This window comes from Rhodococcus sp. BUPNP1 (assembly GCF_002215235.1).
Classification (GTDB): Bacteria; Actinomycetota; Actinomycetes; order Mycobacteriales; family Mycobacteriaceae; genus Rhodococcus.
This window is the reverse complement of record NZ_NERM01000009.1, coordinates 102,243-115,869: the sequence shown is the minus strand read 5'-3', so window position 1 is coordinate 115,869 and position 13,627 is coordinate 102,243. Positions and strand designations below refer to the sequence as shown.

The following is a 13,627-nucleotide window of genomic DNA, read 5'->3' as shown; positions in this document are numbered from 1 at the left end:
GAAGAGTCACCGTCATGGGTCAGGTATTGGACAGGATCATGCAGCACGCGGACGAGATCCGCGCCGAGGGTGTCGAGGGCGACAAGCTCATGCGCCTCACCGACACCACCGCGAAGCGCCTGCGTGACTCCGGCATCATCCGCACCTTCCAGCCGAAAGAGTACGGCGGTTTCGAAGGCCACCCGCGTGAGGCGGCCGAGACCATCATGGCGCTCGGTGCACTCGACGGCGCGACGGGCTGGGTCGCCGGCATCGTCGGCGTTCATCCGTGGGAGCTCGCCTTCTTCGACCCCAAGGCCCAGGAGGAGATCTGGGGCGAGGACAACGACATGTGGATGGCCTCGCCGTACGCACCGATGGGTGTCGCGGTGCCCGTCGACGGCGGATACATCCTCAACGGCCGCTGGTCGTTCTCGTCCGGCACCGACCACTGCGGCTGGATCATGATCGGCGCCGCCGTCGGCGACAAGGACGGCAACCGTACCGGCAAGGTGCTGCACGTCGTGCTTCCCCGCTCCGATTACGAGATCGACCAGGACAGCTGGAACGTCATCGGCCTGCGCGGCACGGGTTCGAAGGACCTGATCATCAAGGACGCCTTCATCCCCGAGCACCGCACGCTCGACGCCGACATCGTGCTCAGCGGCAACGGCTGGCGCCACGCGGGTCGCGACGAGACGCTGTACAAGTTCCCCTTCTCGTACATCTTCCCGCTGGGCATCACCGCGTCGCTGATCGGCATGACCGAGGGCGCACTGGCCTGCTACGTCGCAGCGCAGAAGGAGCGCGTCCAGGTTTCGGGCATTCCGATCAAGGAGGACCCGTACGTCCTGTTCGCGATCAGCGAGGCGGCCGCCGAGATCTCCGCGTCGCGGCTCGCGCTGCTCGAGACCGTCGACCGCTTCTGGGACAAGACGGACCGCGGTGAGGAGATCAGCTTCGAGGAGCGCGCCATCGGACGTCGCACCCAGATCTCGGCCGCGTGGCGGGCCGTGCGGGCGATGGACGAGATCTTCGCGCGTGCCGGCGGTGCCGCGGTGCACCTGAAGACGCCGATGCAGCGTTTCTGGCGCGACGCACACGTCGGCCTGACCCACGCCATCCACGTGCCCGGCCTGATCTACCACTCCGCAGCCCTGACGCAGCTCGGTGGCGACCCGCAGGGTCCCTACCGCGCGATGATCTGATTCCCCCCTTCACTTTCGAGGACGATGACATGACTGAACTGAGAGGTCTCGGCTACCTCCGCATCCAGACGCAGGACGTGCCGCGTTGGCGCGCCCTGCTCCTCGACGGGCTCGGCATGGCCGAGGGAACCGGCCCCGAGGCCGACGGCTTCTACGCCCGCATCGACGAGCGCCGCTCCCGCATCCAGGTGCTGCCCGGCGATTCCGACAAGGCCCTGGCCGTGGGCTGGGAGGTGCGTGACGAGTTCGCGCTCCAGCGAGTGCGCGAGGCCGTCGAGAAGTCGGGACGCACCGTCGAGGTGCTCTCGCACAAGGAAGCGACCTACATCGACGCCGAGGGCGCCATCGCGTTCGAGGATCCGGCCGGAACCCGCCTCGAAGTGTTCTTCGGGCCGGTTCTCGACCACAGCCCGGTCGTGACGCGGTTCGGCGGACGCTGGGTGACCGGCGGCCTCGGCCTGGGTCACGTCGTGCTGCCGACGGCGAACTTCGCCGAGACGTACGAGTTCTACACGCAGGTTCTCGGTTTCCTGCCGCGCGGCTCGATCCGTCTCGACGAGGACGGCCTCGTGCGGGTCCGCTTCCTCGGTATCAACGAACGCCACCACAGCCTTGCGCTGTGCCCGGCTCCGCCGAACGAGGAGCCCGGCCTGGTGCACCTGATGACCGAGGTCGACACCCTCGACGCGGTCGGCCAGGCCCTCGATCGGGTGAACAAGCTCGACTTCTCGATCTCGTCGACGCTCGGCCGGCACACCAACGACAAGATGATCTCGTTCTACGTCCGCGCACCCGGCGGCTGGGATCTCGAGTTCGGTACCGAAGGCATGCTCGTCGACGAGCGTCACTACACGTCCGAGGAGATCACGGCGGATGCGTACTGGGGCCACGACCAGTCGGGATCCGAGCCGCTGAAGGCGTTCCTGCCTCCCACTGCCTGACATCCCACGGGCCTGTCCGACGAATGCACCGCGACTTCCGGTCGCGGTGCATTTTTCGTCGGTCTTGAAATTCGTTCTTCCGCAGAGCTCCGAGTGGCGCTACAGTCGTAGATACTCATTGATCGGTCGATCAATCAACGACACGCCACGGAGAAGACCATGTCCGAAGTCCTCCCCACCCCCTCGTCCGTCATGGACCGCGTCGGCCTTCTGCTCGAACCGTTCCGCGACACGGACGGACTGACCCTCACCGAACTGTGCCGACGAACGGGCTTCCCCCGCTCGTCGGCCCATCGCATGCTTCTCCAGCTCGTGCGGGTCGGATGGATGCGTCGCAGCGGCACCACCTATCACCTCGGCCCGAAGATCGTCGAGCTCGGCGCCCTCGCGCAGACACACGACCGGATCCACAGCGCCGCCCTCCGCTCGATGTACGACCTGCACCGCGAGACCGGTCTCGCCGTCCACCTGACCGTTCTCGACGACGACCAGGTCGTCTACCTGGAGAAGGTGAGCGGCGCGCAGTTCACCGACACCACCTGGGCGGGCCAGCGGCGCCCCGCCGAGGACACCGTCGCCGGCCTGGCGCTGCTCGCCCGACGCGACGGGCACCATCCTGCGCTGAGCGGCCCCGACGGATACACGCTCGCCGGTGGTGTCGTGTACGGCGGTGAATGCTTCCGGCACGCCGTCGCCGCGTTCGCCGCAGGGGACGGGGAGATCGCCGCACTCTCACTTGCCGGCCCCGTCGAGGCGCTCGGCGAGGACGCGACCCGGCGGCTGCGTCGGGCAGCCGACCACCTGGAAGCGACCTTGACCGCGTGACACCACGCCTTGTCCACAGCCCCGTTGATCAACCGATCAACGGATCGGTTCCGGCACATCGTGAGGATGCCATGACACACACCGACGACTTCTCCAACGCCTTCATCGCCCGCGTGGCCGGGCTCCTGGACGAGTTCCACACCGGCGATCGCCTCACCCTCTCCGAACTGTCGACGCGCACGGGCCTGCCCCGCTCGTCCACCCACCGGCTGCTCACCCAGCTCGCCGAGCACGGCTGGGTGAGCAAGCGCGGCAAGACCTACGCGCTCGGACGCACACCGCTCGAGTGGGGCGCGCTGGCGAGGAACCACGACCGCCTGCACCGAGCGGCCCACCCCGTCCTGCACGACCTGCACTCGGCGACAGGTCTCGTCGTACACCTGGCGGTTCTCGAAGGTGGCGATGTGCGCTACGTCGACAAGGTCGGCCGCGGACCGGTCGCACTCCCCTCGCGCATCGGCGGACGGCAGCCGGCGCATCGCACCGCACTCGGAAAGGCCCTTCTGGCCCACACCCGGATGCACGCCGCCTATCCTGCGACCGGATGCACGTACGCCACTGCTCCGAGGGCTGAGAATTTGCTCTCCCGCAACGAGATCGCACGTATCCGCGAACGCCACGTCGCGCACGAGTGCGGGGAATCGTTGCCGGGTATCGCATGCGTGGCGGCGCCGATCGGAAACGGGCAGATGTGCGTGGGAGCGCTGTCCGTGACCGGACCCGTCGACATCGTCGACACCGTCAGCCTGGCCACCCCGGTCCGGCTCGCGGCACGGGCCGTCTGGCGCTCCCTGTCCCCGGCCGATTCCCAGCCACACCTCGGCCGGCCGATGGCTCAGCGCACCAGCGCCTGACCTCCGTCCACCGGAAGCGAATGACCCGTGATGTAGCGGGCCGCCTCGCTGCACAGGAAGACGACCGCGGGCCCGATATCGGTCTCGGGATCACCGAGTCGACCGAGCGGGATCGAACTCGCGTATGCGGCAGCTTCGTCCGGCTCGCGTTCCGCCCACTCCTGCATGGCCACCGAATCGGCGAGCGGAAGAATCGAATTGACGCGGATCCCGTCCGCCGCCCACTCACAGGCGGCGGTGCGGGTGAGAACCCGGATCGCTTCCTTCGCGGCGGCGTATCCACCCGTGCCCGAGGGGTTCCACCGGATACCGGCCGCCGATCCGAGATTGACGATCGAACCACCGCCGCGCAGGTGCGGGTGGCACGCCCGCATCATCCGCCAGGTGGCGGTCGGGCCGGACTCCATCCCGTCGCGGTACACGGCTTCGTCGAGTTCGAGCAACGTTCCCGGAGCGGGGGATTGCGCGTTGTTCACCAGGATGTTCAGACCACCGAACTCCTTCACCACGTCCGCGACGGTCGCCTCCACGGCCGCCGCGTCGGTCACGTCGCACACGTACGGCACCGCACGGCCGCCCCGAGCTTCGATCTCGACCGCGGTGGCACCGATCGTCTCCGCGGTGCGCCCCACGACGGCGACCGAGGCGCCGGCCGCGGCGAGCGCAAGTGCGATCCCTCGCCCGATGCCCTGGCCGGCGCCGGTCACGAGGGCGGTGCCACCCGCGAGGGGGGTGGTGGGAACGATCGGGTCCATGCGGGTCACGGCCATGCATACTCCTGAAGACGTCGGGACGGGACTCCATTGATCGGTTGATCAATGAATGTGGCAGAATACGGTCCGGAACAGGCCTCACCCAGGCCTTACGAGAGGACGACGGTGGACCCGCAGGAGCGTAAGAGACAGATACTCGACAGGTCGGCGGAGATCTTCGCCCGCAAGGGTGTCACCGCCACCACCATCCGCGAGATCGCCGATGCGGTCGGTGTCTACTCCGGAGCGCTCTACCACTACTTCCCGTCCAAGGAAGCGATCGTCACCGAGCTCATCCGCGAGTACATCACCGACCTCAACGAACGGTGCCGCGAGGTGCTCGCCCGGTCGCTACCGCCGGTCGAGCGACTCGAGGCCTTCACACAGATCGCGCTGGAGACCTCCGAGGACTATCACGGCGCGACCTCCATCTGGCGACGCGAAGGCGAGTACATGCGCGAGCGCGTCGTCGAGGCCGACATGGTCTCCTCTGCCGACGCCATGGAAGTCGCATGGCGCGAGGCCATCCGGGACGGCATCGCGGAAGGGGTCTTCCGCACCGACATCGATCCCGAAGCGTTCCGGGAACTGATCTACGACGCGGTCTGGCATGCCTCCCGCTGGTACCGGCCCGGACCGAACCGCACCCTCGCCGATCTCTCGCGCACCATCGTGTCGTTGTTCGTCGACGGCTTCCGCCGACGCGACACATGATCCGCCCCGCCGCGTACGGCGGGACGGATCATCGGATCACTCCGCCGAACCGCTGAGGTTCTCCTCGACCTCCTTGTGCCACGACTCGAGCGCACGGGAGGTGTCCACCTCGAACTCGAAACGCTGCGTCATGTCCGGCGTGACGTCCTCGAGGTCGACGTAGAACTGGTTGTACCAGCGACGCAGCTGGTAGACCGGGCCGTCCTCCTCCGTGAGGAGCGGATTCTCGATGCGGGACTTGTGCTTCCAGATCTCGATGTCCTGGGCGAACTGCTCCTCGAGACCGTCGGTGAACATCTTCGCCATCTCGGCGGCCTGCTCCTCGGACATGCCCTCGATCTTCTTGACGATCGTGCCGAACTGCAGCACGAACGAGTTGTTCGTGACCGGGTAGTGGCAGTTGATCAGCTTCGACTCGATGGTCGTGCCCTCGGAGACCGTGTAGATCGTATCGAGCATGAAGGACGGACCGTAGTAGAAGGCGTCCGAGATCGTCTGCGCCTCCGGCAGATCCATCTGCACACCGGTCTTGATGTCGTCGCGCCCGTAGGAGCGCATGTGCTGGCCGGCGATGTGCCCGTCGAAGACGTTCTTGAAGTACTCGGGCATCTGGAAGTGCACGTAGAAGAAGTGCGCCATATCGACGACGTTGTCGACGATCTCACGGCAGTGCGATCCCTCGACGTGGATGGTCGTCCACGTCCAGTCGCTCCACTGCCCGTCCTCGTAGCCCTCGATCTCGGGGATCGCGAGCTCGGGAGTGGGCTCACTACCCTGCGGGCAGTGCCAGACGAACAGAACGCCGTTGCGCTCCATCGTCGTCCACGCCTTGGTACGGCCGAGCTTCGGCGTGCGGCGCGCGTACGGCACCGCTTCGCAACGACCCTGGCCGTTCCAGCGCCAGTCGTGGAACGGGCACGCGATGGTGTCGCCCTTGATCTCGCCGCGCGCAAGGTTGCCGCCCATGTGCCGGCAGAAGGCGTCGAGCACGTGCAGCTTTCCTGCCGTGTCGGCGAAGACCACCAGGTCGGTGCCGAACACCTTGACCTGATGCGGCTTTCCGTCACGGAAGTTCTTGGCGAGGCCGATGCAGTGCCATCCGCGCGCGAAGCGGGTGGGGTTGGTACCGGGATCGATGTTGCGGATCTCGATCCGCTCCTGGGGGACGGTCATGGTTTCTCCTGGGCTGGCAAGGGGTGAAGGCGAACGGCGGTCACCGGGCTGAGGTGACTGCCTCCGTGGAAGCGAGAGGAGCGATGGCAGGGTCGACTCGGTGGCCGGTCCGGATCACCCCGTCGGACACCGCCTCGTCCACCGTGCGGTCGAGTGCCTCACAGCGCATCACGTAGGCACCGGGACCGCACGCGGCGGCGGCCGCGATCTCGCGGCATGCCTGCCTGGCCTCGTCGGACCACTGGATACTGGTATGAGCGGGGCTGTACTTCGCGACGAGCACGCGAGCGTCACAGGTGTGACAGGCGAGCGACTGCATTGTTTCCGGTTCCCTTCCTCGGATGAGTCGAGAGTAGGAACCGCGATGTGGGCGGCGACACAGCTTTTCAGCCCAGCGGGACAATCGCTCTTCCACCGATCTCCCGGCGACTGCGTCAACGTGGGAGTAGGCGGGGGATGCGGACGCGGAACGTCGAGCCGACACCCTTCTCCGATTCCACTTCCACCTTCCCGCCGTGCGCTGCGACCAGCGCGGCGACGATCGACAGACCCAGCCCGCTCCCACCTGACGCTCGGGTGCGGGAGGCATCGGCGCGGTAGAAGCGTTCGAAGACGCGCTCCCGGTCGTCGGGGTCGAGACCCGGGCCGGTGTCGGCGACTTCCAAGACAGCATCGGTGTCCGCGGTGCCCACCCGCACCGTGACGTCGGCGCCGGGTGGGGTGTGGGTCAACGCGTTGGTGACGAGATTGCTCAACACCTGACGCAGACGGGCGTCGTCGCCGAGAACCTCGGGAGTTCCCGGGCCGTCGATGATGTCGAGGGTGATGGTTCGTTCGGGTGCGACGGCACGCGCGTTGTGCACCGCGTCGGCGGCGACCGCGAGCAGGTCCACCGGGGAACGGTCGAGCGGGCGTTGTTCGTCGAGTCGTGCGAGCATCAGCAGGTCCTCGACGAGCAGGCCCATACGCCGCGCTTCGCGTTCGATGCGTTCCATGAGCATGCCGGTGTCGGTGCTCGCGCCCTGCCGGTACAGCTCGGCGAAGCCACGGATGGTGGTGAGCGGGGTGCGGAGTTCGTGGCCGGCGTCGGCGACGAAGCGACGCATTTTCTCCTCCGAGCGTCTCGCCGACTCCTCGGATGCCGCGGTCGCTGCGAATGCCGATTCGATCCTGCCCAGCATCGCGTTGAAGGTCACCGACAACCGGCCGATCTCGGTACGGGGATCGCCCTCGGGTACCCGCTCGCTGAGGTCGCCTTCGGCGATCGCTGCAGCGGTGCGCTCGACCTCGTCCAACGGACGCAGACTCATACGCACAACGACGCCCCCGGCCACCGCCAGCGCGACCAGCACGACGGCACCGATCACCGTCTGCAGCACGACGAGCCTGTCCACCGTCTCCTCGGTCTCGGCGAGGCTCATGCCGACCGTCGTCACGACACCCGACGCATTCTCGGTGCTCATCACCCGCCAGTGCGGACCGTCGTCACCCGCGGATCCGACGGTGACCGGCCTGCCCGTCGGGTCGTCCGACACGTCGGGGGCGGTCGACTCGTCGTTGACGACGAACAGCACCCGGCCGTCGGCGTCGACGGCCTGCACGTAGAAGGGACTCGGTGGTCGCCGGGAGTTGGGGGCGTCCAGCGGGGGTGTGGGTGGTGGCCGGTCGGGACGCGCCCAGGTGCGTGCGGCCTCCTCGAGGTCCCGGTCGACACGCGAGAGCAGGGAGTTCTGCAGAGCCGACGTGACCGCGACACCCGACGCGAGCAGACCGATGCCGGCCAGGAGCACCAGGGCGGCCACCAGCGTCCAACGGAGTGGCAGCGCCCGTAGGCGGTTCATGTGCGGGGTTCCCGCATCACATAGCCGACGCCGCGCACCGTGTGGATGAGGGGGACGTCGCCGGTGTCGACCTTGCGTCGCAAGTACGACACATACGACTCGACCACCCCGACCTCACCGCCGAAGTCGTAGTTCCACACGTGTTCGAGGATGCGGGGCTTGCTCAGCACCGTCCCGGCGTTGAGCATCAAGTACCGCAGCAGCGTGAACTCGGTGGGCGACAGCGACACGGGTTTGCCGGCCTTGAAGACCTCGTGGGTGTCCTCGTCGAGTTCGAGGTCGGCGAAGGCGATACGCGAGCTGCGTTCGGCCTCGGACACCTTGCCGGCGCGACGCAGGATCGTGCGCAGCCGGGCGATGACCTCTTCGAGGCTGAACGGTTTGGTGACGTAGTCGTCGGCGCCGAGCGTCAGCCCCGCGACCTTGTCCTCCACCGCGTCCTTCGCCGTCAGGAACAGCACGGGCGCGTCGATGCCGTCGGCGCGCAGGCGGCGCAGCATGCCCATGCCGTCCATCCCGGGCATCATCACGTCGAGGATCACCGCGTCGGGTCGGAAGCGACGTGCCTTGTCGAGTCCTTCGGCGCCGTTGCTCGCGGTCTCCACCTCGAAGCCCTGGAACTTCAGGCTCACGGACAGCAGTTCGACGATGCTGGGCTCGTCGTCGACGACGAGCACGCGCGCTTCGGGAATCCGGTCGGTCACGCATCGATTGTCGCGGGTGAGGCTGACGCCCCGCTCGAGGAAGCCTGGCAGTTTCCTGTGAGTCTCCCGATTGCCAGCGAACTGCCAGGAAACCTCCAAGGCTCCTCGAGGTGACGGGTGTGTGCTGTCGGGGTGAACAACGGCTTCCAGCAGACCGCGAGCAAACTGCACGCGTTCAACCGGTACGAGATCAAGTACTTCGTCGACGAGATGAAGGTGCCCGAGCTGCGGCGCGAGCTCGCCGCCCGGATGGACACCGATCCGCACTCCCCGCACGGCGGGTATCCGGTGACGTCGCTCTATTACGACACCCCGGATCTACGGTTCTACTGGGAGAAGATCGAGGGCCTGAAGTTCCGCCGCAAGGTGCGCATGCGGCTGTACGGAGATCCGGCCGCGTGCACCGACGACACTCCCGTGCAGGTCGAGATCAAGCAGCGCGTCAACCGGGTGACCCAGAAGCGTCGCACCGCCCTCCCCTACGGCGTCGCCCTGCGATGGCTGAACGGACGTGAAGACATCGAGTGCGACGACTCGCAGCGGCCGTTCGTGAACGAGGTCTCCGGCCTCGTGGGGAATCTGGATCTGCGACCGATCGTGACCACCGGCTATCTGCGCGAGGCGTTCGTCGGACGCGACGCCGACCTCGGCCTGCGCGTGACGATCGACCACAAGGTGCACGGCCGCGACCGCGACTTCCACTTCGCGTCCGGCGCCGAGAACCGCTTCATCATCCCGCCGAAGCTGGCCATCGTGGAGCTCAAGGCCAACGAGCGGGTGCCCTACTGGGCGACGGATCTGACGGCGCGGCTGGACATGTCGGTGATCCGGGTATCGAAGTACTGCCAGTCGGTCGAGGCGTTCGGGCTCGCACCCCGGTCCCGTTTCGGCGCACCGGAACTGGTGCTGCCGGACGGCATCGATGCGCGGGTACCCGCAGATCTTCTTTCCACCGAACCGATTCCGGTTCGCTGACTTTCCCTTTCAGAAACAAGGACGGATATGAATTTCGATTTCCAGGATCTCAGTGGCACGTTCACGACCTTCGACATCGTGGTGTCGCTGGCGTTGTCGTTCGTGTTGTCGAGTGTGATCGCGTGGGTCTACCGCTACACGCACAAGAACGTCTCCTACAGCCAGTCCTACGTGCAGACGCTGGTGCTGGTCGGCATGGTCATCGCGCTCATCATGCTGGTGGTCGGATCGAACATCGCCCGGGCGTTCGCTCTCGTCGGCGCGTTGTCGGTGGTGCGATTCCGCAACGCCATCAAGGAAACCCGTGATGTCGGGTTCATCTTCCTGGTGATGGCCATCGGCATGACCACCGGTACCCGCTTCTACGTGCTCGCCATCGCGGCGACCGTCGCGATCTGCCTCGTGCTGCTGATCATGAACAAGTTCAACTGGTTCAAGCTCGACGTGCAGCGTCAGGTGGTCAAGGTGCAGGTGCCGCCGGAGCCCGCCTACACCAGCACCGTCGAGGACGTTCTCATCAAGCACTGCAGTGAATACGAGCTGGTGTCCACCGAATCCGTCCGCGCCGGCGCCCTGGTGGAGCTGTACTACACGGCGCAGCTGAAGAAGGGCACGAGCTCGAACGATCTGATCGCCGCTCTGAGCGCCGTCAATGCCGGCCAGCGGGTGAGCGTCCTGACCGGATACGACCAGACCGACCTGTGATGACGGCATCGACACCGCGGCGCCGGCTGCGACACCGGATACCGACCTCGCTGCGTCGGCACTGGAAACTGCCGGTGGCGTTCGTCGCGTTCGTCGCGATCGTGGCCACGGCCTTCGGAGCGACGCGCGTGCGGCCCTACATCACCGGTGACCCGACGATCATCTCCTCGGAGATCACCCAGAACGTCGCCGGCACAGTCGATCTGTTCGACGCCTCCGTCACGCACGAGTTGTCGCTCGAGATCGGCGACTCCGAGTACGACGACATGATCTCCGCATACGAGAAGGACGGCGACAAGGAGTGGGTGGTCGCCGATGTGGTCATCGACGGCACCCGCATCGACGACGTGGGTGTGCGCCTGAAGGGCAACTCGACGCTGCGCGGCCTGCAGGGCGAGGGTTTCGATCAGGCGCAGGGCCCGCCCGGGATGGAAGGCATGACGCAGGTGGACCCGGAGGATCCGACCTCACTGCCCTTGCTGATCCGTTTCGACAAGTACGTCGACGGTCGCGCGTATCAGGGCATGACCGAACTGTCGGTGCGGCCGGGCTCGCCGGTGATCAACGAGGCGATGGCGTTGTCGCTCACCGCCGAGACCGATCAGCCGACCCAGCGGTACGCGTACACGGTGTACTCGGTCAACGACAGCGCCACCGCGACGCGACTGGTGCTCGAGCATCCTGACGAGCAGTACGCCAACTCGCTGTTCGACTCCCCCGGCTATCTCTACAAGGCCGATGCGTCGTCGCGGTTCGAGTACGTCGGAGACGACCAGTCGGACTACGCCGACCAGTTCAAGGAGATCAATGCCGCCGATTCCGGGACGCTGCAACCGATCATCAGCTTCCTGCAGTGGATGGACTCGGCCGACGACGCCGAATTCGACGCGCACCTCGCCGACTGGGTCGACGTCGAGTCCTTCGCTCGGTACGTCGCGACTCAGAACCTGCTCGTCAACTTCGATGACATGGCCGGACCCGGTCAGAACTACTACCTCTGGTACGACCTCGACACGAAGAAACTGTCGGTGGTCTCGTGGGATCTGAACATGGCCATGCAGGGCGACACGACCGCCGGCCCCGACGACACCATCTCCATGATGGACGGCATGGGACCGGGCGGCCCCGGAGGAAGCACGGAGGGTGCACCCCAGCCACCGACGATGCAGCAGGGCGACGCACCGGCGATGCAGCCCGGGCGCGGTGGTCCTCCGCAGGGCATGCCGGGCGGCGCGCCATCGGAGGGGATGCCCCAGGGCATGCCACCGGGAATGCCGGGAGGTGACGGGGAAGGTCGGGGCCCGATGGGTGGCAACACACTGAAGACCCGTTTCCTCGACTCCGACGCCTTCACGGAGATCTACCACCAGGCGTACCAGGAACTGTCCGAGCAGATCTACGGCAGCGGTCTGGCGCTCGAGGTTCTCGACGAGGTGGCGGCGTCGGTGCCGACCTCCGACGGACTCACGGCCGAGGCGCTGCAGGAGAGCGTCGACTCGATGCGTTCGTGGATCGAGGAACGTACGCAGGCACAGCTTCAGTGGATTCAGCCCCGCTGAGCGGGGTCGGATCCACCGAAGTTGCGGATACTGTCTGGCCATGACTTCCGAAGAGATCCTGCTCGTCGAGCAGCGCGATTCCGTCCGCATTCTCACCTTCAACCGCCCGGAGGCGCGGAATGCGCTGAGCTCGGCGCTCATCGATGCCCTGCGCACCGAGATCGCCGCCGCGGAGGTGGACGACGAGACGAACGTCGTGGTCCTCACCGGCACCGACCCGGCCTTCTGCGCCGGACTCGACCTGCAGGAACTCGGAGAAAGCGGAGGCAACCTGTCGCTGGTCTCCGGCGCCGACCTCCCTGTCGGTCATCCGTGGAAGCCCATCTCCAAGCCGATCATCGGCGCGGTGAACGGTGCCGCCATCACCGGCGGCCTCGAGATGGCGCTCGCGTGCGACTTCCTCATCGCGTCCGAGCGTGCCCGCTTCGCCGACACCCATGCGCGCGTCGGCGTCCTGCCGGGTTGGGGACTCACCCAGCGCCTGCCCGCGGCGGTGGGTCCGGGCTTCGCGCGTCGCATGAGCCTGTCCGGGAACTTCGTGGGCGCCGAGGAAGCGCTGCGTGCGGGTCTGGTGACGCAGGTCGTGGCTCACGACGAACTGCTCGACACGGCCGTGGAGGTCGCGCGGACGATCGCCGGCAACGACCAGCCGGGTGTGCGGGCGTTGCTTGCGTCGTACCGCCAGGCCGAGGAGCATGTCGTCGAACCGGCCCTACGGGTGGAGCAGCAGACCTCGGAAGAGTGGATGCGGGAGTTCTCGCCGTCGCGGGTCGCCGAGAGGCGGGCGGCAGTGATCGAACGTGGAAAGTCCCAGAACGCCGTGAACCCCAAGTCCTGAAACACCCATGACAAAAGGGTATTTCAGTCTAATCGGACAGATTTATCACGGAACCATAACAACTCGTGACGGCAGGTAACAGGCTCTGGGGCCTTCGCGAAGTATGGGACGGAAGTGAATTGATCTTGCGGATCTTTCACTTCCCGCGTCCGTTCGCGGGCGTGCCCATCCACAACAACATGGAGGTATTCCTATGCTGCTCGGATCTCTCGCACTGACCCTCGGTGGACTGCTCGCCGCCCTCGGCATCATTCTCTGACAGCCGGACCGATCGACTCCGCGCCCGCACTCCCCCTGCGTGCGGGCGCGGTTCGGTCTATTCGGACGAATCCACTTCAGGAGTCCGGAAAACCGTGTCCTCTCGACGCTTTTCGGACATCCTCTTCTCGAGTTCGTCCTTCTCGCGCTGCGCCATCTCGGGGTCGACGTCCTCACCCGGGACGGGTCCGGGATCTGTAGCCGGTGCGCCCTGACCGGGATCGGCCGCGTCGATCTCGTCGGAGCCGGTGTGCTTGATCGGGAGAAACGGTTCCATGCTTGCCATGGATACGGATTCCCG

14 protein-coding genes are annotated in these 13,627 nt (G+C 66.5%); 9 read left to right on the top strand and 5 right to left on the bottom strand.

Translation table 11 applies throughout. The features are described 5' to 3' along the window. Nucleotides 1-14: 14 nt before the first annotated feature. From B9C99_RS11760 to B9C99_RS11745, 4 genes are all read left to right on the top strand, one after another. The gene (locus B9C99_RS11760; protein WP_088897947.1) at nucleotides 15-1,187 is read left to right on the top strand and encodes an acyl-CoA dehydrogenase family protein; all 1,173 of its coding nucleotides are present in this window, start codon (nucleotides 15-17) and stop codon (nucleotides 1,185-1,187) included. A gap of 29 nt (nucleotides 1,188-1,216) precedes the next feature. Beyond that, the gene (gene bphC / locus B9C99_RS11755; protein ID WP_016694848.1) at nucleotides 1,217-2,128 is read left to right on the top strand and encodes a biphenyl-2,3-diol 1,2-dioxygenase; all 912 of its coding nucleotides are present in this window, start codon (nucleotides 1,217-1,219) and stop codon (nucleotides 2,126-2,128) included. Between the two features lie 159 nt (nucleotides 2,129-2,287). Then, nucleotides 2,288-2,953, top strand: a complete 666-nt coding sequence (locus B9C99_RS11750; RefSeq protein WP_253250049.1) for an IclR family transcriptional regulator — start codon at nucleotides 2,288-2,290, stop codon at nucleotides 2,951-2,953. A 71-nt stretch (nucleotides 2,954-3,024) separates the two neighbouring features. Further along, a complete protein-coding gene (locus B9C99_RS11745; RefSeq protein ID WP_088897946.1) occupies nucleotides 3,025-3,807 on the top strand; it encodes an IclR family transcriptional regulator in 783 nt (260 codons plus the stop codon). On the opposite strand, the gene B9C99_RS11740 is transcribed toward B9C99_RS11745, so the two are convergent. Continuing rightward, complete coding sequence (locus tag B9C99_RS11740; RefSeq protein ID WP_088897945.1) at nucleotides 3,789-4,577, bottom strand: SDR family NAD(P)-dependent oxidoreductase; 789 nt, start codon at nucleotides 4,575-4,577, stop codon at nucleotides 3,789-3,791. The two genes, B9C99_RS11745 and B9C99_RS11740, sit on opposite strands and share 19 nt — an antisense overlap. Nucleotides 4,578-4,685: 108 nt before the next feature. On the opposite strand from B9C99_RS11740, the gene B9C99_RS11735 reads away from it, so the two are divergent. Further along, complete coding sequence (locus B9C99_RS11735; RefSeq protein ID WP_088897944.1) at nucleotides 4,686-5,273, top strand: TetR/AcrR family transcriptional regulator; 588 nt, start codon at nucleotides 4,686-4,688, stop codon at nucleotides 5,271-5,273. Nucleotides 5,274-5,309: 36 nt separating this feature from the next. Here the strand turns inward: B9C99_RS11735 and B9C99_RS11730 are convergent, their stop codons facing one another. From B9C99_RS11730 to B9C99_RS11715, 3 genes are all read right to left on the bottom strand, one after another. Then, on the bottom strand, nucleotides 5,310-6,446 hold the full coding sequence (locus B9C99_RS11730; RefSeq protein ID WP_088897943.1) for a Rieske 2Fe-2S domain-containing protein: 1,137 nt from the start codon (nucleotides 6,444-6,446) through the stop codon (nucleotides 5,310-5,312). A 434-nt stretch (nucleotides 6,447-6,880) separates the two neighbouring features. After that, entirely contained in the window at nucleotides 6,881-8,287 is a 1,407-nt protein-coding gene (locus B9C99_RS11720; RefSeq protein ID WP_088897941.1) for a cell wall metabolism sensor histidine kinase WalK, read from the bottom strand. Continuing rightward, nucleotides 8,284-8,991 carry a response regulator transcription factor gene (locus B9C99_RS11715; protein WP_088897940.1) on the bottom strand — a complete coding sequence of 236 codons (708 nt, stop codon included), beginning with the start codon at nucleotides 8,989-8,991 and terminating at the stop codon, nucleotides 8,284-8,286. Before B9C99_RS11715 ends, B9C99_RS11720 begins: the two co-directional genes overlap by 4 nt. A gap of 117 nt (nucleotides 8,992-9,108) precedes the next feature. Here B9C99_RS11715 and B9C99_RS11710 point away from each other — a divergent pair, with 117 nt between their 5' ends. From B9C99_RS11710 to B9C99_RS11695, 4 genes are read left to right on the top strand one after another with little or no spacing between them, the layout of a single operon-like run. Beyond that, nucleotides 9,109-9,966 (top strand): polyphosphate polymerase domain-containing protein, encoded by an 858-nt coding sequence (locus tag B9C99_RS11710; protein ID WP_253250048.1) that lies wholly within the window; start codon nucleotides 9,109-9,111, stop codon nucleotides 9,964-9,966. A 27-nt stretch (nucleotides 9,967-9,993) separates the two neighbouring features. Beyond that, nucleotides 9,994-10,671 (top strand): DUF4956 domain-containing protein, encoded by a 678-nt coding sequence (locus tag B9C99_RS11705; protein ID WP_088897938.1) that lies wholly within the window; start codon nucleotides 9,994-9,996, stop codon nucleotides 10,669-10,671. Further along, the gene (locus B9C99_RS11700) at nucleotides 10,671-12,230 is read left to right on the top strand and encodes a CotH kinase family protein (protein WP_088897937.1); all 1,560 of its coding nucleotides are present in this window, start codon (nucleotides 10,671-10,673) and stop codon (nucleotides 12,228-12,230) included. Before B9C99_RS11705 ends, B9C99_RS11700 begins: the two co-directional genes overlap by 1 nt. 40 nt (nucleotides 12,231-12,270) lie before the next feature. Continuing rightward, complete coding sequence (locus B9C99_RS11695; RefSeq protein WP_016694837.1) at nucleotides 12,271-13,068, top strand: enoyl-CoA hydratase; 798 nt, start codon at nucleotides 12,271-12,273, stop codon at nucleotides 13,066-13,068. Nucleotides 13,069-13,384: 316 nt separating this feature from the next. Here B9C99_RS11695 and B9C99_RS11690 read toward each other — a convergent pair whose 3' ends face one another. After that, nucleotides 13,385-13,603: a hypothetical protein gene (locus tag B9C99_RS11690; protein WP_016694836.1), complete on the bottom strand. Its 219-nt coding sequence runs from the start codon at nucleotides 13,601-13,603 to the stop codon at nucleotides 13,385-13,387. Between the last annotated feature and the right edge of the window lie 24 nt (nucleotides 13,604-13,627).

Excerpts from the sequence above, each read along its gene's own strand:
- B9C99_RS11740 (WP_088897945.1), bottom strand. The coding sequence starts at position 4,577 with ATGGCCGTGACCCGCATGGACCCGATCGTTCCCACCACCCCCCTCGCG.
- B9C99_RS11745 (WP_088897946.1), top strand. The coding sequence starts at position 3,025 with ATGACACACACCGACGACTTCTCCAACGCCTTCATCGCCCGCGTGGCC.
- bphC (WP_016694848.1), top strand. The coding sequence starts at position 1,217 with ATGACTGAACTGAGAGGTCTCGGCTACCTCCGCATCCAGACGCAGGAC.
- B9C99_RS11705 (WP_088897938.1), top strand. The coding sequence starts at position 9,994 with ATGAATTTCGATTTCCAGGATCTCAGTGGCACGTTCACGACCTTCGAC.
- B9C99_RS11760 (WP_088897947.1), top strand. The coding sequence starts at position 15 with ATGGGTCAGGTATTGGACAGGATCATGCAGCACGCGGACGAGATCCGC.
- B9C99_RS11695 (WP_016694837.1), top strand. The coding sequence starts at position 12,271 with ATGACTTCCGAAGAGATCCTGCTCGTCGAGCAGCGCGATTCCGTCCGC.
- B9C99_RS11730 (WP_088897943.1), bottom strand. The coding sequence starts at position 6,446 with ATGACCGTCCCCCAGGAGCGGATCGAGATCCGCAACATCGATCCCGGT.
- B9C99_RS11720 (WP_088897941.1), bottom strand. The coding sequence starts at position 8,287 with ATGAACCGCCTACGGGCGCTGCCACTCCGTTGGACGCTGGTGGCCGCC.
- B9C99_RS11690 (WP_016694836.1), bottom strand. The coding sequence starts at position 13,603 with ATGGAACCGTTTCTCCCGATCAAGCACACCGGCTCCGACGAGATCGAC.
- B9C99_RS11750 (WP_253250049.1), top strand. The coding sequence starts at position 2,288 with ATGTCCGAAGTCCTCCCCACCCCCTCGTCCGTCATGGACCGCGTCGGC.
- B9C99_RS11700 (WP_088897937.1), top strand. The coding sequence starts at position 10,671 with ATGACGGCATCGACACCGCGGCGCCGGCTGCGACACCGGATACCGACC.